A 21,055-nucleotide genomic window follows, 5' to 3' on the forward strand; every position below is an offset into this window, starting at 1 on the left:
GCGCGCGGCACCGTACAGGGCATGACCACTGACAACACCTTCGACATCGGCGGCGACCTGCGGGTGAGGCGCCTGGGCTTCGGTGCGATGCGGCTGCCCGTCAGCTCCCTCGGCGGCCCGCCGAACGACCGCGAGACGGGGCTGAAGATCCTGCGCCGCGCCGTCGAGCTGGGCGCCGACCACATCGACACCGCCGCGTTCTACTACCACCCGGACGGCGCCGCGGCCAACGAGATGATCCGCGCGGCGCTGAGCCCGTACCCGCCCGGCCTGGTCATCGCCACCAAGGTCGGGCCGTACCGGGGGCCCGGCGACGCGCACCCCACCGGCCAGCTGCCCACGTCCGCGCTGCGCGGCGAGGTCGAACGGAACCTGCGCGAACTCGGACGCGACCACCTCGACCTCGTGTACCTGCGGCACGGCGGGCTGGAGGCGCCGTCGGACGAGCCGATCGGCGAGCGGTTCGCGGTCCTCGCCGGCCTGCGTGAGGAAGGTCTCATCCGGCATCTCGGACTGAGCCACGTCAGCGCCGCGCAGCTCGCCGAGGCGCGGGAGATCGCACCGGTCGCCGCGCTCCAGAACCGGTTCGACATCACCCTGCCGGAGGACGCCGGACTCCTGGAGATCTGCGAGCGCGAGGGCATCGCCTACGCGCCGTACTTCCCGCTCGGCGGCTTCGGCATCCCCGACGAGGCCCGCGTGAACGCGGTCGCCGCCGCGCGCGGCGCGACCGTCCCGCAGGTGCTCCTCGCGGGCCTGCTGGCCCTGTCGCCGGTCACGCTGGCGATCCCCGGCACCGGCTCACCGGAGCACCTGGAGGAGAACATGGCCGCCGGCGGCCTCGCCCTCACCGCCGCGGAACTCGCCGCGTTGCGGAGCTGACCACCGGGCCCCGCCCGGACCGTCTACCCTGGACGGGTTTTGCCGATCAGGGGGAGATGATGTCGACGACGCGGCTGCTGGTGCTCGGCGGGGTGCGGCGGTTCGGGCGGGCGCACGGCTACGAGGTGCGCCGCGAGCTGATGTCGTGGGGCTCGGACGAGTGGGCCCACGTCAACCCCGGCTCGATCTACCACGCGCTGAGGCAGCTCGCCAAGGAGGGCCTGCTGCGCGCCCACGACGTGGAGGAGAGCGAGGCCGGGCCGCCGCACACCGACTACGAGATCACCGACGCGGGCCGCGCGGAGTTCCTGCGGCTGCTGCGCTCCGCCCTCGCCACCGTCGACATCCGCCATCCGGAGATGCTGACGGCCGGGCTCGGGTTCCTCACCGAGCTGCCGCGCGCCGAGGCGGTCGCGCTGCTGCGCCGCCGGCTGGACGGGCTGGCCGGCTGGCGCGCGTCGGTCGCGCCGCACCTGGCCGAGCAGGACCCGTCCGACCACCTGCGCGAGCTGCTCGGCTACTGGGTGCACTCCGCCGAGTCGGCCACGGCGTGGACGCGGGGGCTGATCGAGCGGCTGGAGGCCGGCGCGTACACCATGGCGGGGGAGGCGGCGCCGGGGTAGCCGGTCAGGTGTCCAGGAACGCCTGCGGGACGATCACCCGCAGCGCGTTGCCGCGCAGCCTGATCGAGACCGGGGTGCGGCCGCGGATCTCGCCGTCCACGTCGACCCGCATCGGCGGGTCGGTCTCGATCTCGACCCGCGCGGTGGTGAGGAACGCGTCCTCGCTCAGCGACCGCCACTGGCCGGTGAGGACGTGCCGGGCCGTCGCCGACGCCAGCCGCAGCCGCCGCTCGTCGCCGAGCCGGTAGACGGCCAGCAGCCGGTCGTCGGGGCTGGCGTCGCGGGCGATCCGCTGCCCGCTGTGGTGCGCGCCGTTGGCGATGTTCAGCTGGTGCGTCGCCAGCTCGCGGGTCTCGCCGTCGATCGTGACGCGGGCGGTGAACGCCTCGTGCCGGGGCAGCAGCCGCGCCGCCGTCAGCGCGTAGGCGGGCCGCCCCACGAACCGCTTGAGCGCGTGCGGGACGTTCTCGGCGACCTGCACCGACAGCCCGAGGCTCACCATGTTCGCGAAGATGTGCTCGCGGTCGGCGCCGGGGCCCGCGCCCTGCGGGTCGCCGGTCGACTCGAACCAGCCGACGTCCACGTCCGCGACCTTCCCGGCGCCGGGCCGGCCGACGGCGAGGGTGCGGACCGCGCCGGGCAGGTCGAGCGGGAGCTCCAGGCTGCGGGCGAAGTTGTTGGTGGTGCCGAGCGGCAGCACGCCGAGCGCGATGTCGCGGTGCGCCAGATGCCCGACCGCCTCGGCGACCGTGCCGTCCCCGCCGCCGACGACCACGAGGTCGGGCTCCAGGGCGAGGACGTCGGCGAACAGCTCGCGCAGCCGGGTCGGGTCGGTGACCGGGAACACGTGCAGGAACTCCACGCCGGACTCGCGCAGCAGGCGGCGGGCCGTGCCGTACAGCCGGCGGCCCCGCCGCGACCGGGAGTTGATCACCAGCACCGCGCGCCCGCCGCCCGCGATGGCCGACTCCAGCTCCGCCTTGCTCCGCATCTCGGCGCTCCGCATCTCGACCGGTCGCCCTCCCTCGTCCGCGTCACCCTACAAGGGGGTCCGGACCGGAACGTCCGGCCCGACATTTTATAAACCGATTACTCAACGTTGAAACATGCCGCCGAGTGGGGATCCTTACAAGGAAAGCACTTCTGGTTGACCCGGGGCGAAAATCATGCGGCTGCGCGGTGTGGCGGGAGCGGGATTCATCGTTGCGGTCGCCGGGCTCGCGGCGTCCGTCGCCGCGGGCGGCGCGGCCCCCTCGGCCGGCCGCGCGGGCGGCGCCGCCGTGGTCGGCGAGCGCCGGCGCCGCCGCCGGGTCCTCGACCTGGCCGTCCGCTCGCCCGTCCTGGACGACGTCGCCCGGGTGCGGCTGCTGCTGCCGCGCGGCTGGTCGCGGGACGCGACCCGCACCTGGCCGGCGCTGTGGCTCCTGCACGGCGCCGGCGCCGGCCGCGACGGCCACACCGCCTGGAGCGACCACACCGACATCGAGGAGCTGACCGAGGAGGCCGACGTCCTCGTCGTCATGCCGGACGGCGGGCCGTGCGGCAATTACACCGACTGGTGGAATCGCGGGACCGGGGGCGTGCCGCAATGGGAGACGTTCCATCTCGCCGAACTCCGGCGGATCCTGGAGCGCGGATACCGCGCCGGCCCGGACCGCGCCATCGCGGGGAACGCCATGGGCGGGCTCGGCGCGCTGGCCTACGCGGCCCGGCACCGCGGCCTGTTCCGGGCGGCGGCCTCGTTCAGCGGGCCGCTGCACACCCTGTACCGCGACCCGTCCGGGCTCGACGTCGCCGACCTCGTCGAGCTGGGCGTCGCGATCGGCACTCCGGGCCTCGACTGGACGGACGTGTGGGGCGACCCCGACGAGCAGCGCGTCGTGTGGCGCCAGCACAACCCCTACGACCTGGCCGGGCGGCTCGCCGGCGTCCGCCTGCACATCAGCGCGGGCGACGGTGCGCCAGGTCCGTACGACCCGCGGCCGGGGGCCGGGCCGGACGTGCTGGAGCGGCTCGCCCGCACGGTCGGCGAGGAGTTCGCCCGCAAGCTCGGGAAGCTGGGCATCCCGGTCACGACGCACTTCTACCGGGGCACCCACACCTGGCCGTACTGGCGGCGGGAGCTGCGGCGGGCGCTGCCGGACCTGCTGGCGGAGCTCGGCTGACCGGCCACTAGGGTCGGGGCGTGGCCGAACCCCGTTCTGACGCAGCCGTCCCCGCGTTCTGGCAGGCGCTCGGGCTGCCCGGCATCATCGACGTCCACGTCCATTTCATGCCGCAGCGGCTGATGAGCGCGGTGTGGGAGTACTTCGACGAGGCCGGGCCGCTGATCGGCACCGAGTGGCCGATCACCTACCGGGAGTCGGAGGAGGAGCGGCTGGCGTTCCTGCGCGGCCTCGGCGTGCGCGCGTTCACCTCGCTGGCCTACCCGCACCGCCCCGGCATGGCCGAGTCGCTGAACGACTGGACCGCGCAGTTCGCCGCCCGCGTCCCCGAGTGCCTCCAGACCGCCACGTTCTTCCCCGAGCCCGGCGTCGCGGAGTACACGGCCCGCGCCCTGGAGGCGGGCGCCCGGGTCTTCAAGGTCCACCTCCAGGTCGGCGGGTTCGACCCGCGCGCCGAGGAGCTGGACGCGGTGTGGGGGATGCTCGCCGACGCGGGGGTGCCCGCGCTCGTGCACGCCGGGTCCGGCCCTGTCGCGAACGGCTACACCGGCCCCGGCCCGTTCGGGGAGGTGCTGGCCCGCCACCCGGACCTGACGGCGATCGTCGCGCACATGGGCGCCCCGGAGTTCGACGGCTTCTTCGCCCTCGCGGACGCCTACGAGCGCGTCCACCTGGACACGACGATGGTGTTCACCAGCTTCGCCCGGCTGGCCGACTTCCCGGACGCGCTGCTGCCCCGGCTCCGCGAGCTGGGGCTGGCGGGGCGCGTCCTGCTCGGCACCGACTTCCCCAACATCCCGTACCCGTACGCCCACCAGCTGGAGTCGCTGGCCGCCCTCGACCTCGGCGACGACTGGCTGCGCGCGGTCTGCCGGGACGGCGCCGCCCGGCTCTTCGGGCTGCCGTAGCGGGCGGCCCGCCCGTTTCACGGCCTTTCACGCCGGACGGCTGGTCACCGCGGGCGCGGTGCCGCGTTCTTGACAGCGTTCGCGGCGCCCGCGACTTTGGGAGCGCTCCCACACCGTCGAATGAGGTTCCGCAATGAGAGCGCGTCTGAAGAGCTGTGCCGTCCTTGCCGCGGCCCTGCTGGCGATCCCCCTGTACTACGTGGCCCCCGCGTCCGCAGCGACGCAGTTATGCGGCGCCACCGGCACGACTCCCGTGAGCGGCGGCGCGTACATCGCGCAGAACAACATCTGGGGCGCGGACACCCCGCAGTGCATCACCGTGGACGGGACGTCCTTCACCGTCGACTCGGCCGGGCACAACAACGCCACCAACGGCGCCCCGGCCGCGTACCCGTCGTTCTTCAAGGGCTGCCATTGGGGCCAGTGCACCTCCGGCAGCGGCCTCCCCGTGCAGGTCGGCGGCATGCCGGCCGTCACCAGCGACTGGAGCACGACGCAGCCGTCCTCGGGCGCCTACAACGTCTCCTACGACCTCTGGTACGACAGCCACCCGAGCACCGCCACCGACCCCGACGGCGCCGAGGTCATGATCTGGCTGAACCACCGCGGCGGCGTCCAGCCGGCCGGGTCGCGGGTCGCGACCGGCGTCCAGATCTCCGGCGCCACCTGGGACGTCTGGTACAGCCGGATGAACTGGAACTACATCGCCTTCGTCCGGACCTCCGGCACCACGTCGGTCAACGACCTCGACCTGCGGGCCTTCACCACGGACGCGGTGTCGCGCGGCTACATCGACAACGCCTGGTACCTCATCGGCGTCGAGGCCGGGTTCGAGCTGTGGCAGGGCGGGGCGGGCCTCGCGACGAACTCCTTCGGCGTCGACGTCGGCGGCCCCACCACGCCGCCCACCACGCCCCCGCCGTCCTCGGACGGATGCTCGGCCACCCTGCGCACCGACAACGCCTGGAACAGCGGGTTCACCGCCACGGTGACCGTGACCAACGACGGCGACGCGCCGCTGTCGGGATGGTCGGCGGACTGGACGTTCTCCGGTGACCAGCGCGTCGTCAACGGCTGGAACGCCACCGTGACGCAGAGCGGGTCGTCCGTCCACGCCGTCAACGCGGGCTACAACGGCGCCGTGCCCGCGCACGGCTCGACCAGCTTCGGCTTCCAGGGCACGGGGGCCGCCCCCGGCGCCCCGGCCATCACCTGCACGGCCCGCTGACGGACAGGGAAGAGGGGAACGATTCATGACCGGGTCCTCCACGGCCAAGCGCGCACTCCTGATCGCCATGGCCGCGCTGCTGGCACTGGTGCTCGTCCCCGCACCGGGCACGGCCCGCGCGGCGGGCACCGGCTACTGGCACACCAGCGGCCGGCAGTTGCTCGACTCCAACGGGCAGCAGGTGCGGATGACGGGCATCAACTGGTTCGGCGCCGAGACGTCGAACTTCTCCCCGCACGGGCTCTGGACGCGCGGCTACAAGGACATGCTCGACCAGATCAAGAGCTTGAAGTACAACACGCTGCGGCTGCCCTACACCAACCAGCTGTTCGACTCCGGCAGCGCGCCGAACAGCATCGACTACTCCAAGAACCCCGATCTGCAGGGCCTGACCGGGCTGCAGATCCTCGACAAGATCATCGACTACGCCGGGCGGATCGGGCTCAAGGTCGTCCTCGACCGGCACCGCCCCGACGCCGGCGGCCAGTCCGCGCTCTGGTACACCGACGCCTACCCCGAGTCGCGGTGGATCTCCGACTGGGAGATGCTCGCCCGGCACTACGCCGGCAACACCACGGTCATCGGCGCCGATCTCCACAACGAGCCGCACGCCCCGGCCTGCTGGGGCTGCGGTGACCAGAGCAAGGACTGGCGGCTCGCCGCAGAGCGGGCCGGGAACGCGATCCTCGCCGTCAACTCCAACTGGCTGATCATCGTCGAGGGCGTGGACGGCTACAACGGCGACAACTACTGGTGGGGCGGCAACCTGCAGGGCGCCGCGCAGTACCCGGTTCGGCTGAACGTCCCGAACCGGCTCGTCTACTCCGCGCACGACTACGCCACGTCCGTCTACCCGCAGCCGTGGTTCGACGACCCCGCCTTCCCGTCCAACATGGCGGCCATCTGGGACAAGAACTGGGGCCACCTCTACAAGAACAACGTGGCGCCCGTCCTGCTCGGCGAGTTCGGCACGACGCTCACCGACCCGCGCGACCAGACCTGGCTGCGCACGCTCATGGCCTACCTCGGCACGGGCGCGAGCGGGATGTCCTTCACCTTCTGGTCGTGGAACCCCAACTCGGGCGACACCGGCGGCATCCTCAACGGGGACTGGACGACCGTCAACACCGCCAAGCAGTCCTACCTCGACCCGTACCTGCTCGGCGCCTTCGACTCGGGCGGCGGCGACCCCGGCCCCGGAGACCCGCCGGGCGTCTCCTGCGAGGTCGCCTACCAGGTGCAGAACAGCTGGCAGGGCGGCTTCACCGCCCAGGTCACCATCACCAACACCGGCTCGGCCGCGCTGAACGGCTGGACGCTCGGCTTCGCCTTCCCCGGCGACCAGAAGATCAGCCAGGGCTGGAGCGCGACCTGGACCCAGTCCGGGGCCGGCGTCACCGCGAAGAGCCTGGACTGGAACGGCGCGCTCGCGGCCGGCGCGTCCGTCACGGCCGGGTTCCAGGCGACGGGGTCGTCGGCCGGCGCGCCCGCCGCGTTCGAGCTCAACGACCAGCCCTGCGAGTCCTGACCATGTCCGCCAAGAGCAGGACCTTGCTCGCGGGCGCCCTCGCCGCCGCGCTGCTGCCGTGGGCGGCCCCCGCGGCGCGGGCGGCGGACGGGCCGGCGCTGACCGTCGACCCGGCGGCGTCCCGCCACGCGATCAGCCCGGACGTCTACGGGATGAACTTCGCCGACGAGGCGCTCGCCAAGGAGCTGCGGCTCCCCGTGCGGCGGTGGGGCGGCAACGCCACCACCCGCTACAACTACCTCTACGACGAGACGAACCGGGGCTCGGACTGGTACTTCGAGAACGTCCCCGGCCCGGCGCCCGACCCGGCGGCGCTGCCTGACGGCTCCGAGACCGACCAGTTCACCGAGCAGGACCGCCGGACCGGCACCGGCACGATCCTGACCGTCCCGCTGATCGGCTGGACGCCGAAGGGCCGCGACTACACCTGCGGCTTCAGCATCGAGAAGTACGGGCCGCAGCAGGGCGCCGACTCCCAGTGGCGCCCCGACTGCGGCAACGGCGTCAAACCCGACGGCACCGACGTCACCGGCAACGACCCGACGGACACCAGCGTCCCCGCCGGCCCGCGGTACATCACCGACTGGCTGGCGCACTTGACCGGCAAGTACGGGCAGGCGAAGGACGGCGGCGTCCGGTTCTACAACCTCGACAACGAGCCGGACCTCTGGCACGCGACCCACCGGGACGTCCACCCCAAGGGCGCGGGCTACGACGAGATGCGCGACCAGACGTACGCGATCGCGGGCGCCGTGAAGGCCGCCGATCCGGGCGCCAAGACGCTCGGGCCGGTCGGCTGGGGCTTCCAGTCGCTGACGATGTCCGGCCTCGACAAGCAGACGTGCGACCGCGAGGGCGGCGACTGCTGGTCGAACCCGCCGGACCGGGCCGCGCACGGCGGCGTCCCCTTCGCCGCCTGGTACCTCGGGCAGATGAAGGCGTACGAGCAGGAGCACGGCACCCGCATCCTCGACTACTTCGACGAGCACCTCTACCCGCAGCAGAGCGGGGTCGCGCTCGGCGACGCCGGTGACGCGGCGACGCAGGAGCTCCGGCTGCGCTCCACCCGCCAGCTCTGGGACCCCGCGTACACCGACGAGAGCTGGATCGGCCAGCCGATCGAGTACATCCCGCGCATGCGCCGCCTGGTGGACGAGAACTACCCCGGCACCAAGCTCGCGATCACCGAGTACAACTGGGGCGCCCTCGGCCACATCAACGGCGCGGTCGCCCAGGCCGACGTCCTCGGGATCTTCGGGCGGGAGGGCCTGGACCTCGCCACGCTGTGGGCGCCGCCTGGCGCGTCCGACCCGGGCGCCTACGCCTTCCGCATGTACCGGAACTACGACGGCGCCGGGGCGTCCTTCGGCGACACGTCCGTCAGGGCGGCGAGCGCCGACCAGGGCAGGCTGGCCGTGTACGCGGCGGAGCGCTCGTCCGACAAGGCGCTCACCCTGATGATCGTCAACAAGTCGCTGACCGACGACCTGACGAGCACCGTCTCGATCGCCGGGCGGTCGGGCACGGCGGCCGGGCACGTGTACCGCTACGGCGCGGACGACCTGGCGTCGATCGTGCACGAGCCGGACGTGACCGTCGGCCCGGACGGGTTCACCTCGACGTTCCCCGCGTCCTCGATCACGCTGGTCGAGATCCCGGCGGACGACGGGCCGCCCGCGTCGGCGTGCAAGGTCGGCTACAAGGTGCTGAGCCAGTGGGGGAGCGGGTTCACCGCCGAGGTCACCGTCGCCAACACCGGCACCTCGCCCGTCTCCGGGTGGACGCTCGGGTTCGCGTTCGCCGCCGGCCAGCGCGTCACGCAGGGCTGGAGCGCGGCCTGGGCGCAGGACGGCGCGGACGTCACCGCCCGCAACCTGTCCTGGAACGGCACCGTCCAGCCGGGCCGCTCCGTCGTGATCGGCTTCAACGGGTCGAGCGGCGGGGCGAACCCGCCGCCCGCGTCCTTCACCCTGAACGGCACGCCCTGCCGCCAGTGATCACAGGGCCGCCCGTGATCGGGGGTCAGTGATCACAGGGCGCGCTGCCCGCGTGATCGTGGGGCCCGCCGGCCTCCGCCACATGGCGGGGGCCGTGCGCGTCCTCGCAGTGCACGTGCGCGCCGCCCGCCCGCTCGGCCACGTGGTCGACCTCCAGCGTGGTGTGCGTGATCCCGTACGCGTCGCGCAGCAGCTCCTGAAGGTCGCGGCGGACGGCGTGGCAGTCGCCCTGCGTGTCGACGAGCACGTGCGCCGACAGCGCCGGGTAGCCGGAGCTGACCTCCCACACGTGCAGGTCGTGGACCTCCTCCACGCACGGGCGGCGGGCCAGCCGGGCGCCGAGCTCGGACGGGTCGAGGCCCGCCGGCGCGGCCTCCATGAGCACCCGGCCGGCGTCCCGCAGCAGCCCGTACCCGGCCTTGATCATCAGCGCCGCGACCACCAGCGAGGCGACCGCGTCGGCGCGGGTCAGGCCCGCCGTCCACACCAGCAGGCCGGCGATCGCCGTGGCGATGAACGCGAACAGGTCGTTGAGGATGTGCTGGAACGCGCCCTCGACGTTCAGGCTGCTCCGGTCGGCCCTGCTGATCAGGAAGGTCGCGGCGACGTTGACCGCGATGCCGGCGAGGGCCGTCCAGAACACGAACTGGCCCTCGACGGCGGGCGGCTCGACCAGCCGCCGGACGCCCTCGTAGACGAAATAGGCCGCGAGCAGCATCAGTGTCAGCCCGTTGAGCTGCGCGGACAGGATCTCGGCGCGGCGCAGGCCGAAGGTGTAGCCGCCCTTCGGCGGGCGCGCGGCGATGCGCATCGCGACCAGCGCCAGCGCGATCGCGAACGCGTCGGTCATCATGTGCGCGGCGTCGGAGATCAGCGCCAGCGAGCCGGAGATCACGCCGATGGCCGTCTCGGCCGCCATGAAGGCGAGGATCAGCGCCAGCGCGCCGCCGAGCAGCCGCCGGTCGGCCCCCGCCGAGATCGCGTGCCCGTGGCCGTGCCCGTGGCCCGCGCCCTCGTCCGGCCTGCCGTGCCCGCTCATGCGCCTTCCTCCCCGTGGCCGACGTGGGTGAGGGCGAGGTCGAGCAGCATCCGGACGTGCGAGTCGTCCAGCCGGTAGTAGGCCATCCGGCCGGCGCGGCGGACCCGGACGACGCGGTTGGCGCGCAGCAACCGCAGCGCGTGCGAGACCGCGGACTCCGAGTGCCCGCAGGACGCGGCGATGTCGCAGACGCACATCTCGCCGCCCTCGAGCAGCGCGATGATCACCCGCAGCCGCCCGGGATCGGACAGCAGCCCGAACACCTGGGCCAGCTCGGTGATCGTGTCCGTGCCCGGCAGCGCGGCGGTGACGATCGCCACCTTCTCGGGATCGACCACCCGGACCGCGCACGCGTCGGCGGTTCCCGCGGTGGCGGGCACGACATCTGACTGGCTGCTCATATGAGCAAATGTAGCGCATTGCCCTCAGGAGATCCCGGGGGCCGGCTCCGTGGCCGGCGGCAGCGAGACCGGCGTGCCCGGCCCGCCCCCTTCCGGAGGCTCCGTCCCCGTGCCCGTACCCGGGTCGCCGGACGTCACGCCCGCCGACTCCGGGGAGGTCCCGGGCGCGGGCGAGCCGGTGCCCGGCGACTCCGCGCCCGGCGATTCGAGGCCCGGCGACTCCGTGCCGGGCGACTCGGCTCCGGGGGAGCCCGGCCCCGAATCCGACGGCGACGGCGTGTCGCCCGACGGGACCCCGGTCTCCGCGGGCGGCAGTTCCGCGGGCGGCCCGTCGGCCTCGCCGGCGGTCCCCCGGGGCCGCTCGAACCCCATCGTCGCGCCCGGGTCCACGAGCACGAACGCGGTGATCGTCCCCTTCCGGGAATCCCGCGGCGCGATCCTGGTGACATTCCGCCGCTCGAATCCCGGCCAGGAGCGGCCAGTATAGGACGCGTTCCCGGTGGAGATCTTTTTCTCCGGCGGAGTGAGCGGATTGCCGCAATTGCACTTCACCGCGGGCACCCCGCGGCCATTGACGAGAACGCCCATTCCGGCCTGGAGGACGGCGGGCCCGCTGGTCGCCCTCCCGTTGTCGTAGCCGTGGTTGGTGACGAGCGTGTCGGTGCGCAGCAGCACCGGCGTCAGCCGCGACACGTAGCGCGGGACGTCGCTGACCGGAATGCCCTGAACGCCCGCCCACGCCCGCGCCTTGTCCGGGTTGGCCTGCAGGAACTCGATCAGCTTCCGCTGGTCGCAGGTCGACGCCCGCCGCGTCCCGCCGTAGAGGCCGGGGGTGTCGCCGGCCTTCGTGCCGCCCGCCCGCGGCCGCTCCTTGACGCCGAGCTGGTCGGTGCCGGCGACCAGCGTGTACGGGTCGGGGCCGGGCGATCCGACGGTCAGCCGGGTGATGGCCGCGCCCGCGTCCCCGCAGCCGGCGAGCCCGCCCGCCGCGACCGCCAGCGCCGCCACCGCCGCCGCGGCCGCCCGCCGCCGGACAAATGGTGAATGGTTCTCACGCATGCGTCTACTCCCGCCCCCGGCTCGCCGTACCTATACTCTTCGATGCCGGGCGGAGCGGATTTGTGCGCGGCGGAATGCTCCAGTTTTCGCGGGGGTGCGAAATGGCGGGCCCGGTACCACTCGACGCCGCAGACCCGACCCGGCTCGGCGGCTGGGAGCTGCTCGCCCGGCTCGGCGCGGGCGGCCAGGGCTCGGTCTACCTCGGCCGCCCCGTGGACCCGGCGGCCGGGCCGCCGCGCGTCGCCGTGAAGCTGCTGCACGCCCGGCTGCTCGGCGACGCGGACGCGCGGGAGCGGTTCGTCCGCGAGCTGGCGCTGCTCCAGCGGGTCGCCGGGTTCTGCACCGCGCAGATGCTCGCCGCCGACACCGCGGGCGACCGCCCCTACATCGTCAGCGAGTACGTGCCGGGCCCGTCGCTGCGCGCCCTCGTCCTCGCGGAGGGGCCGCGCGCCGGCGCCGACCTCGACCGGCTCGCGATCAGCTCGGTGACGGCGCTGTCGGCGATCCACCGCGCGAACGTCGCGCACCGCGACCTCAAACCGCAGAACGTCCTGATGGGCCCGGACGGCCCGCGCGTGATCGACTTCGGCATCGCCCGCGCGTTCGCCGCCGGCGCCACGCTGACCAGCCAGGTCGTCGGGACCCCCGCCTACATGGCGCCCGAGCAGTTCGCCGGGCGGGCCGGGCCCGCCGCCGACCTGTTCGCCTGGGCGGGCACCCTGCTGTTCGCCGCGACCGGCCGCGACCCGTTCGCCGGCGGGCCGCTGCCCGCCGTCATGTACCGGATCCTGCACGAGACGCCCGACCTGCGCGTCCTGCCCGCCCCGCTCGCCGAGGTCGCCGCCGCCTGCCTCGCCAAGGACCCGGCCGACCGCCCCGCCTCCGAGGACGTCCTCCTCTGGCTCCTCGGCCACCGCACCACCCGGACCCCCACCCAGCGCCTTCCCGCCCCCACGATCCCGGCCCCGCAGCCACCGCCCACCACACCGCCGGCCCCCACCCCCTCCCTCGGCGCCCCCGCACCGCCCCAACCTGCCGCACCGCCGCCGGGATCGGCCGCACCGCCGGGCTTTGCCGCGCCGCCGGGGTCTGCCGCGCCGCCGGGGTCTGCCGCGCCGCCGGGGTCTGCCGCGCCGCCGGGGTCTGCCGCGCCGCCGGGGTCTGCCGCGCCGCCGGGGTCTGCGGCGGTGCGGGGGTCTGCCGCGGTGCCGGGGTCTGCGGCGCTGCCGGGATTTGCGGCGCCGTCGGGGTCGGCCGCAGGGCCGGAGGGCGGTGCGCCGTGGGGCTTCGACGCGGCCTCTGGGGAGCCGCGGCCCGCCGCGGCCGCCGGGCGGCTGCCGCTCGGGGCGGCTCTGGCCGGCGGGCTGCTGCTCGCGGGGGTGCTCGCCGCGCTCGACGTCGCCGCGCTGGCGATCCTCATCGCCCGGCCGTCGCTCAGCGAGGGCCACCGGGGCGGGCTGCTGCCCGTGGTGGCGTCGTCGTTCGCGGTCGTCGCCGTGGTCACGCTGGTCGCGGTGATCCTGGCGTGGCGCGGGTCCCGGCCCGCCGCGTGGACGGTGATGGCCGCGCGCGTCGTCCGCGTCGCGATGTGGGGGGCGTGGGGCGCGCTCGTGCAGGTCCAGGCGTCGGCCCTCGCCGGGCACGCGGTGCTGACCGCCGTCGTCGTGGTGCTGCTGGCGCGGGGGCTGTCGCGCTCACCCCGCTGACGCGTGCCGTTCCGCCCACTCCCCGAGGTCGCGGCGCTCGATCGCGGCGGCCATCAGCTCCGGGAACGCGTCCGGGGTGCACGCGAACGCCGGGACGCCCAGCGCGGCCAGCGCCGCCGCGTTGTCGCGGTCGTAGGCGGGCGCGCCCTCGTCCGACAGTGCGAGCAGCACCACCACCTGCACGCCCGCCGCGGTCAGCGCCCCGATCCGGCGCAGCATGTCGTCCCGGACGCCGCCCTCGTACAGGTCGCTGATCAGCACCATGATCGTGTCGGCGGGCCGGGCGACGAGGCCCTGGCAGTAGGCGATCGCCCGGTTGATGTCCGTGCCGCCGCCGAGCTGCGTGCCGAACAGCACCTCGACCGGGTCGTGCAGCTGGTCGGTCAGGTCGGCCACGGCCGTGTCGAACACGACGAGCGAGGTGCGCAGCGACCGCATCGACGCCAGCACCGCGGCGAACACGCTCGCGTACACCACCGACGCCGCCATCGACCCGCTCTGGTCGACGGCGAGCACCACGTCCCGCTTCACGGCCTGCTGCCGCCGCCCGTACCCGATCAGTCGCTCCGGGACGAGCGTGCCGTGCTCGGGCAGGTAGTGCCGCAGGTTCGCGCGGATCGTCCGCTCCCAGTCGACGTCGGCGAGCCGGCGCGGCCGCAGCACCCGCGCCGACCGGTCGAGCGCCCCGCCGACCGCCGACCGCGTCCGCTGCGCGAGCCGCTGCTCCAGATCGCGGACGACCGTGCGCACGACGGCCCGCGCCGACTCCCGCGCCCGGTCCGGCATGACGCGGTTCAGCGACAGCAGCGTCCCGACCAGGTGCACGTCGGGTTCGACGGCGTCGAGCATCTCCGGTTCCAGCAGCAGCCGGGTGAGGTCGAGCCGCTCGATCGCGTCCTTCTGCATGACCTGCACGACGCTGGACGGGAAGTACTCGCGGATGTCGCCGAGCCACCGCGCCACCGTGGGCGCCGAGTCGCCGAGGCCGGCGCTGCGCCGGCCGGGCCGCGACCGGCCCTCGTCGCCACCGCCGCCGTAGAGCTTCTCCAGAGCCCCGTCCATCCGGACGTCGTCGCCGGTCAGCGACACCCCGGTCCCGTCGGCGCGCTCGCCGCCGAGCACGAGCCGCCACCGCCGCATCCGGTCTTCGGCGCCGTCCATGCCGGGCCCTCCTGTCGTCGCGTCGGTCATGGGGTCCGCCAGCCGAGGATCTGCAGGGCGGTGGCCGCCGCGGGGGCGGCGCGGGCCTCGTCGATGTCGTCGCCGGGCGGGGCCGGCCGGTCCGCGCGGGGCTCGGCGCGGCGGCGGAGGCGCTCGCCGATGGCGCGGCGCTCGGCGGCCGGGTAGGCGCCGAAGGTGCGGCGCAGCAGCGGCAGGACGTCGGTGAAGGAGCCGGCGGGCAGGCCCGCGATCCAGGCGTCCACCAGGCGGAGCAGCTCGTCGTCGTGCAGCAGGAGCAGGGCGCCGCCGGACAGGAAGCCCTCGACCCACGCGGCGGCGCGGTCGGGGGCGGCGCCGGCGGACACGGCCCGCGCCATCCGGTCGGGGACGTCGGGCAGCCGGCCCGCGTCGAGCAGGAGGCGGGTGAGGCGGCCCTCGATGAGGCCGTGCAGCGCGTCCGGGCGGGCGAGCAGGCCCTCCAGGGTGCGGCGCCAGCGTTCGAGGTGGCCCTCGTCGGCGAGCAGGGCGAGCGCGCCGTGCACGGCGTCGACGTGGGCGAGGAACTCGCGGGCGGCGTCGTCGTCCAGCCCGGTGATCGCGGGCGGGAGACCGACGCAGACCCGGACGATCAGGCCGTCGACGACCGTGTGGAGCGGGCCGGTGGACGTGCCGCGGACGTCGCCGTAGCGCAGCGCCCGGACGAGCGCGGGCAGCGCCGCCATCAGGTGCCCGACGTCGGTGTCGACGGCGGCCCGGTCGGCGAGGGCGCGCATCACGGTCGGGAGCGCGTCGCCGAGGTCGGCGAGCAGGCACCGCTCGGCCACCGACGTCAGGTCGGCGAGCGCGGCGGCGTGCTCGGCGAGCGCCTCGGCGCGGGCGGTGGTCGCGCCGCGCACGGTGGTGCCCCACGCGCCGGCCTCGATCAGCTCGACGTCGAACTCGGGGCGCCAGGCGAGCGTCCACGTCTCGCGGAACGTCCCCTTCGAACGGCCCGTGTCGGCGGGCACGCCCCAGTCGACGCCCAGCAGGCGCAGGCGGTGCAGCAGGCGGCTGCGCTCCAGGTCGGTGGGCTTGCGCAGGTCGAGGTCGTGCTCCCTGCCGAGCGCCGACGGCTTGAGCCGGAGCCGCCGCTGCTGGGCCTGCAGGTCGCGCTGGAGCGGCACCATCGGGGTCCGCTCCGGGACGGCGCCGAGCCGCTCCCCGACGACCATCCGCCGCTGGATCAGCTCCACGGGCAGGTCGGCGCCCTCGCACAGCACGGCCCGGGTCGCCTCGGTCACCTCGTCCAGCCCGGCGAGGGGGCGGCCGCGCAGCGCGGCGAGCGCCTCGGCGAGCCGGACCGCCTCGATCACGTGCGCGGACGAGACGTGCAGGTCCTCCTCGCGCAGGACGCGGGCGGCGGCGGTCAGCCAGCGCTCGATCGGGCGGTCGGGGGCGGCGAACAGGTGGTGGTACCAGCCGGGGGAGCGGACGCCCGCGCCGTAGCCGGAGTGCCCGGCGAGCCGCCCGTGCGTCCACGGCACCCAGGTCATCGCGACCTTGGCCTTCGGGAGCCCGCGCAGGGTCCGGTCGTCGTGGGCGGCCGGGACCTTGGCCCGCAGGGCGGGCACGTGCCACGCGCCGCAGACCACGGCGACCCGCTCGTGCCCCTCCTTGAGGGTGCGGCGCAGCGTCCGCCGCATGTGTGCCTCGCGCTGCTCCTCGCGCCGCCGGTGCGCGGCGGGCCCGGCGTCCGCGGGCCGCTCGGCGAGCTGCGCGCGCAGCTCCGCCATGGCCTCGGCGATCGCCGGGAACGGGGACGGGCCGCCGCCGCGGTGCTCGACCACGTCGTCCCACCAGCGCTCGGCGTCGTCGTAGCCGGCGGCCTTCGCCAGCCAGCCGAGCGGGTCGAGCCGGATCCCCTCGGCGGCGGGCTCGGCCGGCTCGTCCGCGTCCTCGTCTTCCTCCGGGGCCGGGACGAGCTGGTTCGCCGCCGGCAGGTCGCAGAACCGGACGGGCACGCCCGCCGCCAGCCCGTACCGGATCGCCTGCCATTCCGGGCTGAACTCCGCGAACGGCCAGAACGCGGCCTTGCGGTCGCCGTCCCCCGCGCCGGGGGCCGGGGCGGGGGAGTAGGCGAGCAGCGCGACCGGCGGCACCATCCCCGCGTCGCCGGCCAGGTCCACGATCGGGTCGGCCTCGGGCGGCCCCTCGATCAGCACCGCGTCCGGCTTGTACTCCTCCAGGGCGCCGCGCAGCGCCCGCGCCGAGCCGGGCCCGTGGTGGCGGATCCCGTAGACCTCGACGTGGCTCAAGAGACCTCCCGGCAGGCCCGGTAGAAGTCCCGCCACTCGGGGCGGTCGCGGACGACGGCCTCCAGGTACTCCTGCCACACGACCCGGTCGGACACCGGGTCCTGCACGACGGCGCCGACGATGCCGCCCGCGACGTCGGCGGCGCGCAGCACCCCGTCGCCGAAGTGCGCGGCGAGCGCGAGGCCGCTGGTGACGACCGAGATGGCCTCGGCGGTGCTGAGCGTGCCGCTCGGCGACTTCAGCTTGGTGCGCCCGTCGGCGGTGACGCCGGAGCGCAGCTCGCGGAACACGGTGACGACGCGGCGGATCTCCTCCAGCCCCGCCGGGGACTCCGGCAGCTCCAGCCCGGCGCCGATCTGGTCGACGCGGCGGGCCACGATGCCGACCTCGTCCTCGGCGGTCTCCGGCAGCGGCAGCACGACGGTGTTGAACCGGCGGCGCAGCGCGCTGGACAGCTCGTTCACGCCCCGGTCGCGGTCGTTGGCGGTGGCGATCACCGTGAAGCCCTTGCGGGCCTGCACCTCGGTGTTCAGCTCCGGGACCGGCAGCGTCTTCTCCGACAGGACGGTGATCAGGGTGTCCTGGACGTCGGACGGCATCCGGGTCAGCTCCTCGATGCGGGCGACCGCGCCGCGCCGCATCGCCCGCATGAGCGGGCTCTCCACCAGCGCCTTCTCCGACGGGCCCTCGGCGAGCAGCCGCGCGTAGTTCCACCCGTAGCGGATGGCCTCCTCGGCCGTGCCCGCCGTGCCCTGCACGAGCAGCGTCGAGTCGCCGCTGACGGCGGCGGCGAGGTGCTCCGACACCCATGTCTTCGCCGTGCCGGGGACGCCGAGCAGCAGCAGCGCCCGGTCGGTCGCGAGCGTCGCGACCGCGACCTCCATGAGCCGGCGCGGCCCCACGTACTTCGGGCTGACCGCCGTCCCGTCGGGCAGCTCGCCGCCGAGCAGGTACGTGGTGACGGCCCACGGTGAGAGCCGCCAGCCGGGCGGCCGTGGCCGGTCGTCGTGCTCGGCCAGCCGCGCCAGCTCGCCCGCGTACTCCTGCTCGGCGTGCGGGCGCAGGACGGCGGTCGCGCCGGGGGCGGGACCCTCCGGACCACCCGGCATCGAATTGTCGGTCAAGGGGTCAGCTCCTTCAGCATCTCGTCGCGGAAGCCCAGGGTGGCGATCAGGTCGGTGACGGCGCGCGGGGCGGCGGCGTCCGGCGCGGTCAGCGGGGCGAGGCGGGGCGCGGCGGCCGGGTCGAGCCGCTGGTCGGCGAGCCGGCACAGCTGGGTGATCAGGTGCTCGTCGCGGCGGGTGGGCCGCTCGGCGGACGCGGTCAGCGTCGCGACCACCGCCGCCGCGAGCGGCCCCGCCCACGGGCCGGGGACCCGTTCGAGGACGCGCAGCAGCTCCGGCCGCCCCTCCACCCAGCGGATCAGGTCGGCCGCCGCGGCGTCGCGCTCGCCCGCGGGCAGGACGGACAGCAGGTCGGCGAGCGCCTCCGGCTCGTCGACCATGACGCCGCCCTTCAGCAGCGCCCGCGCCCACCCGGCGTCGTGCTGGCCGAGGGCGGCCTTGGCCCACCCGATGTGGACGTCGCGCCCGTCGGAATCGGCGTGATCACCCTGGGCGGACGACCCCCCCGACGCCCCGGACGCCCCGGACGCCCCGGCGGCCGCGTCGATGGGCAGGCACACGATCTCCATGGGCGGCAGCCCGAACAGCTCCGTCCAGGTGGACAGGGGCGTGCGCGCGAGGATCTCGCGCAGCCACGCGGCCCGCGTGCCCACCGGCCCGCCCCCGGTGCGCGGCGCGAACGACCCGCTGGGGTGGAAGGGGATGCCGTCGCGGGCCATGTCGTCGCCGTGGGCGTGCGGCGGCTCGACCGCGATCCAGGTCTGCCGCCTGCCGCGGACCGTGCGGGTCTCCGGCGTCAGGCAGCCCCGGGCGCGGGCCGCCATCCGCGCCCCGTAGGCGGACCCGGGCAGGCGGGCGAGCAGGTCGGACGCGAGCTGCCGGACGTCCTTGCCCCGGTCTTCGAGGGCGGATTCGAGGAACTCCTCGTCGTCCAGCGACAGCCCGTGCTCGAACGTGGCGAGGAACGCCGCGCGGTCGGGCGCGGGCTCCTTGCTCCACGTCTCGCTCAGCAGCTCCCGCGCGCGCTCCGGCTCGCTGCCGCGCAGCCTGGTCAGGTAGGCCACGCGGCGGTTGCGCGTCCCGGTCTCCCACACCTCGGCGCCGCCGGCGGGGTCGTCGCCGGAGCCGACCAGGTACGCCCAGTCGGTGTTCTGCAGCGCCAGCCACACGCCGCGCCGCCCGCACGCCCGCGCGATGGACGGCCGCAGCATCCGGTCGCTGCGGCCGCGCTCCAGCAGGTCGGGCAGTGCCTGCACCGGGACGCGGAACCCGTGCGCCGCCGCCGCGTCCAGCCATTCGGGCAGCACCCGCAACTGCTCCCCGGCGAGGATCCGCCGCAGCCGCGCCGCCGCGGCGGGCGGCACCACCGGGGCGTCCTCGACCGGGGCCAGCGCGACCGGCTCCGGCGCCGCGCCCTCCGGGCCCGGACCGGACGGCGCCCAGCCGGCCCGCCGCCGGACGGCCAGCAGCGCGGCCTGGTCGAGCAGCCGGCCGGCCCGGTCGCCGGTCTCGGCCGGGGCCTCCGGCAGGGCCGGCGGGTCGCGCCGCTCGGTGCCGAGCAGCGCGGCCGTGACGTGCTCGTTCCACGCGCTCACAGGACCACCGTCCCCTCGTCGTCGTGCCAGGCCGCCAGCGGGCGCAGCCCGCGCGGGCTCCACTCGCCGGACAGCGTGACCGGCCCGCCGCCCGACAGCGCGAGCAGCCGCCACGGGTCGCCCATCCGGAGCGGCAGCGCGTCCCCGGCCGCGTCGACCACCGACAGGCCGCCGCCCTCGGCGCGGGCCAGCCGGACCTCGGCCAGCGTCGCGGGCCAGCGGTCGAGCCAGGGGTCCAGCGCGAGGGCGGCGGCGTGCTCGCCCAGGAACTCCCGCACGGACGTCCCGCCGGGTGTACCCGGCTCGGCGGGTCCGTACCGGTCGGCGACCAGGGCCCGCAGCGGCTGCGACCCCGGATAGAAGGCCAGTTCCGCGTCGATCTCCGTGCCCACCACGAGCGAGGCGTCCAGGGACGTGCCCGGCGCCGCGAACGACAGCACCAGCGCGGGGCGGCCCGTCCGCCGCCCGCGCAGCCACACCCGGCGGGTGGTCAGCATCTCCTGCGCGGTGTCGTGCGACCCGGTCACCGACCACAGGTCGCGGACGCGCTCCCCGCCCGATAGGACCTCCTCCTGCGGGACGGTGAACCCGACCCGGGAGCGGACGGTGTCGCGCAGCCCGGCGGGCAGCTCCTCCCGCCGCCGATGGGCCTGGATCAGGAGGCGCAGCAGCGCGTACTCCTCCAGCAGCCGGCCCGGCCACCCGGGGCGGCGGGGGAGCGCGGCGAGGCCCCGGACCTGCCCGGCGAGCGCGCCCGCCTGCGCGTCGACGAGCCGCCGCGCCGCGTCGTCCCAGAGCCGGTAGGGCGCCTTCTCGGCCTGCGCGAGCCCGTGCGCGACCTGGTCGCGGAGCCACTGGTCGAGTTCGGCGAGCCCGTCGTCGACGCGGCGCTCCCGCCGCTCGGCGGTCTTCGGGTCCTTGGTCTTCGCCGCCGCCGAGGCGCGCTTCTGCGCCGCCTTGTCGGCCCGCTCGCGCCGGTCCTCCAGCCATTCGGCGACGTAGCCGGGCCGGGGGCCCTCGTCGACCGCCCCGTCGGCCCACAGGAGCAGCAGCCCGAGGGCGTGCTTGCAGGGGAACTTGCGGCTCGGGCACGTGCAGCGGAACGCGGGCTCGGTCAGGTCGGCGCACGTCCGGTAGGCGGACTTGCCGCTGCCCTGGCACTCGCCCCAGACGGCCTCGCCGTCACACCCCGTGCCGGCCCACTTGGCGGGCTTGGCGACACCGCCGGCGGCCTTCGCGGACGACGCGTCCGGCGCCAGGCCGAGCACCTGCTCCCGAGCCCATCGTTCCCTCACACCACCGAAACTATCGGCGCCCTACGACAATGCGCCCACCCCGCCGGCGG

17 protein-coding genes are annotated in these 21,055 nt (G+C 75.3%); 8 read left to right on the forward strand and 9 right to left on the reverse strand.

Annotation, left to right across the window (positions count from 1 at the left end):
* Nucleotides 1–21: 21 nt before the first annotated feature.
* Together ACGFI1_RS12230 and ACGFI1_RS12235 are read left to right on the forward strand one after the other, a co-directional pair.
* Nucleotides 22–882 carry an aldo/keto reductase gene (locus tag ACGFI1_RS12230; protein WP_392734094.1) on the forward strand — a complete coding sequence of 287 codons (861 nt, stop codon included), beginning with the start codon at nt 22–24 and terminating at the stop codon, nt 880–882.
* 56 nt (nt 883–938) lie between these two features.
* Nucleotides 939–1,505, forward strand: coding sequence for a PadR family transcriptional regulator (locus ACGFI1_RS12235; RefSeq protein ID WP_338072593.1), 567 nt, complete (start codon nt 939–941; stop codon nt 1,503–1,505).
* A 4-nt stretch (nt 1,506–1,509) separates the two neighbouring features.
* Here the strand turns inward: ACGFI1_RS12235 and ACGFI1_RS12240 are convergent, their stop codons facing one another.
* Nucleotides 1,510–2,496, reverse strand: coding sequence for a diacylglycerol/lipid kinase family protein (locus tag ACGFI1_RS12240; protein WP_386869773.1), 987 nt, complete (start codon nt 2,494–2,496; stop codon nt 1,510–1,512).
* A 175-nt stretch (nt 2,497–2,671) separates the two neighbouring features.
* Between ACGFI1_RS12240 and ACGFI1_RS12245 the strand changes: the two genes are divergently transcribed.
* The 5 genes from ACGFI1_RS12245 to ACGFI1_RS12265 all read left to right on the forward strand — a co-directional run bounded on the left by ACGFI1_RS12245 (nt 2,672) and on the right by ACGFI1_RS12265 (nt 9,331).
* Complete coding sequence (locus ACGFI1_RS12245; protein ID WP_392785051.1) at nt 2,672–3,670, forward strand: alpha/beta hydrolase; 999 nt, start codon at nt 2,672–2,674, stop codon at nt 3,668–3,670.
* Nucleotides 3,671–3,690: 20 nt separating this feature from the next.
* On the forward strand, nt 3,691–4,578 hold the full coding sequence (locus ACGFI1_RS12250) for an amidohydrolase family protein (protein ID WP_386869769.1): 888 nt from the start codon (nt 3,691–3,693) through the stop codon (nt 4,576–4,578).
* Between the two features lie 133 nt (nt 4,579–4,711).
* Nucleotides 4,712–5,806, forward strand: a complete 1,095-nt coding sequence (locus ACGFI1_RS12255) for a GH12 family glycosyl hydrolase domain-containing protein (protein ID WP_392785053.1) — start codon at nt 4,712–4,714, stop codon at nt 5,804–5,806.
* A 25-nt stretch (nt 5,807–5,831) separates the two neighbouring features.
* Nucleotides 5,832–7,334 (forward strand): cellulase family glycosylhydrolase, encoded by a 1,503-nt coding sequence (locus tag ACGFI1_RS12260; protein ID WP_392785055.1) that lies wholly within the window; start codon nt 5,832–5,834, stop codon nt 7,332–7,334.
* A gap of 2 nt (nt 7,335–7,336) precedes the next feature.
* A complete protein-coding gene (locus tag ACGFI1_RS12265) occupies nt 7,337–9,331 on the forward strand; it encodes a glycoside hydrolase family 44 protein (RefSeq protein WP_392785057.1) in 1,995 nt (664 codons plus the stop codon).
* A gap of 25 nt (nt 9,332–9,356) precedes the next feature.
* Here ACGFI1_RS12265 and ACGFI1_RS12270 read toward each other — a convergent pair whose 3' ends face one another.
* Genes ACGFI1_RS12270 through ACGFI1_RS12280 form a run of 3 tightly spaced genes read right to left on the reverse strand, consistent with a single transcriptional unit; the run spans nt 9,357 to nt 11,830 of the window.
* Nucleotides 9,357–10,370, reverse strand: a complete 1,014-nt coding sequence (locus tag ACGFI1_RS12270) for a cation diffusion facilitator family transporter (protein ID WP_387070641.1) — start codon at nt 10,368–10,370, stop codon at nt 9,357–9,359.
* A complete protein-coding gene (locus ACGFI1_RS12275) occupies nt 10,367–10,771 on the reverse strand; it encodes an ArsR/SmtB family transcription factor (RefSeq protein ID WP_392785059.1) in 405 nt (134 codons plus the stop codon). Before ACGFI1_RS12275 ends, ACGFI1_RS12270 begins: the two co-directional genes overlap by 4 nt.
* A 24-nt stretch (nt 10,772–10,795) precedes the next feature.
* Nucleotides 10,796–11,830, reverse strand: coding sequence for a DUF6777 domain-containing protein (locus tag ACGFI1_RS12280; protein WP_392785061.1), 1,035 nt, complete (start codon nt 11,828–11,830; stop codon nt 10,796–10,798).
* Between the two features lie 101 nt (nt 11,831–11,931).
* Here ACGFI1_RS12280 and ACGFI1_RS12285 point away from each other — a divergent pair, with 101 nt between their 5' ends.
* On the forward strand, nt 11,932–13,536 hold the full coding sequence (locus ACGFI1_RS12285) for a serine/threonine-protein kinase (protein WP_392785063.1): 1,605 nt from the start codon (nt 11,932–11,934) through the stop codon (nt 13,534–13,536).
* Here the strand turns inward: ACGFI1_RS12285 and ACGFI1_RS12290 are convergent.
* Genes ACGFI1_RS12290 through ACGFI1_RS12310 form a run of 5 tightly spaced genes read right to left on the reverse strand, consistent with a single transcriptional unit; the run spans nt 13,525 to nt 21,005 of the window.
* Nucleotides 13,525–14,697 carry a VWA domain-containing protein gene (locus ACGFI1_RS12290; RefSeq protein WP_392785065.1) on the reverse strand — a complete coding sequence of 391 codons (1,173 nt, stop codon included), beginning with the start codon at nt 14,695–14,697 and terminating at the stop codon, nt 13,525–13,527. The genes ACGFI1_RS12285 and ACGFI1_RS12290 overlap by 12 nt on opposite strands.
* Nucleotides 14,698–14,723: 26 nt before the next feature.
* Nucleotides 14,724–16,991: a DUF5682 family protein gene (locus ACGFI1_RS12295; protein WP_392785067.1), complete on the reverse strand. Its 2,268-nt coding sequence runs from the start codon at nt 16,989–16,991 to the stop codon at nt 14,724–14,726.
* Complete coding sequence (locus ACGFI1_RS12300; RefSeq protein ID WP_392785532.1) at nt 16,988–18,100, reverse strand: ATP-binding protein; 1,113 nt, start codon at nt 18,098–18,100, stop codon at nt 16,988–16,990. Before ACGFI1_RS12300 ends, ACGFI1_RS12295 begins: the two co-directional genes overlap by 4 nt.
* Before the next feature lie 11 nt (nt 18,101–18,111).
* Nucleotides 18,112–19,710, reverse strand: coding sequence for a DUF5691 domain-containing protein (locus ACGFI1_RS12305; protein ID WP_392785069.1), 1,599 nt, complete (start codon nt 19,708–19,710; stop codon nt 18,112–18,114).
* On the reverse strand, nt 19,707–21,005 hold the full coding sequence (locus tag ACGFI1_RS12310; protein ID WP_301177987.1) for an SWIM zinc finger family protein: 1,299 nt from the start codon (nt 21,003–21,005) through the stop codon (nt 19,707–19,709). Before ACGFI1_RS12310 ends, ACGFI1_RS12305 begins: the two co-directional genes overlap by 4 nt.
* Nucleotides 21,006–21,055 lie beyond the last annotated feature (50 nt).

Source organism: Actinomadura geliboluensis, from assembly GCF_043197915.1.
Lineage (GTDB): Bacteria > Actinomycetota > Actinomycetes > Streptosporangiales > Streptosporangiaceae > Spirillospora > Spirillospora geliboluensis.

Bases quoted from the DNA above. Each gene is read 5' to 3' on its own strand.
- ACGFI1_RS12245 (WP_392785051.1), top strand. From the start codon at position 2,672: ATGCGGCTGCGCGGTGTGGCGGGAGCGGGATTCATCGTTGCGGTCGCC.
- ACGFI1_RS12240 (WP_386869773.1), bottom strand. From the start codon at position 2,496: ATGCGGAGCAAGGCGGAGCTGGAGTCGGCCATCGCGGGCGGCGGGCGC.
- ACGFI1_RS12265 (WP_392785057.1), top strand. From the start codon at position 7,337: ATGTCCGCCAAGAGCAGGACCTTGCTCGCGGGCGCCCTCGCCGCCGCG.
- ACGFI1_RS12230 (WP_392734094.1), top strand. From the start codon at position 22: ATGACCACTGACAACACCTTCGACATCGGCGGCGACCTGCGGGTGAGG.
- ACGFI1_RS12290 (WP_392785065.1), bottom strand. From the start codon at position 14,697: ATGGACGGCGCCGAAGACCGGATGCGGCGGTGGCGGCTCGTGCTCGGC.
- ACGFI1_RS12270 (WP_387070641.1), bottom strand. From the start codon at position 10,370: ATGAGCGGGCACGGCAGGCCGGACGAGGGCGCGGGCCACGGGCACGGC.
- ACGFI1_RS12285 (WP_392785063.1), top strand. From the start codon at position 11,932: ATGGCGGGCCCGGTACCACTCGACGCCGCAGACCCGACCCGGCTCGGC.
- ACGFI1_RS12300 (WP_392785532.1), bottom strand. From the start codon at position 18,100: ATGCCGGGTGGTCCGGAGGGTCCCGCCCCCGGCGCGACCGCCGTCCTG.
- ACGFI1_RS12235 (WP_338072593.1), top strand. From the start codon at position 939: ATGATGTCGACGACGCGGCTGCTGGTGCTCGGCGGGGTGCGGCGGTTC.
- ACGFI1_RS12280 (WP_392785061.1), bottom strand. From the start codon at position 11,830: ATGCGTGAGAACCATTCACCATTTGTCCGGCGGCGGGCGGCCGCGGCG.
- ACGFI1_RS12260 (WP_392785055.1), top strand. From the start codon at position 5,832: ATGACCGGGTCCTCCACGGCCAAGCGCGCACTCCTGATCGCCATGGCC.
- ACGFI1_RS12275 (WP_392785059.1), bottom strand. From the start codon at position 10,771: ATGAGCAGCCAGTCAGATGTCGTGCCCGCCACCGCGGGAACCGCCGAC.
- ACGFI1_RS12255 (WP_392785053.1), top strand. From the start codon at position 4,712: ATGAGAGCGCGTCTGAAGAGCTGTGCCGTCCTTGCCGCGGCCCTGCTG.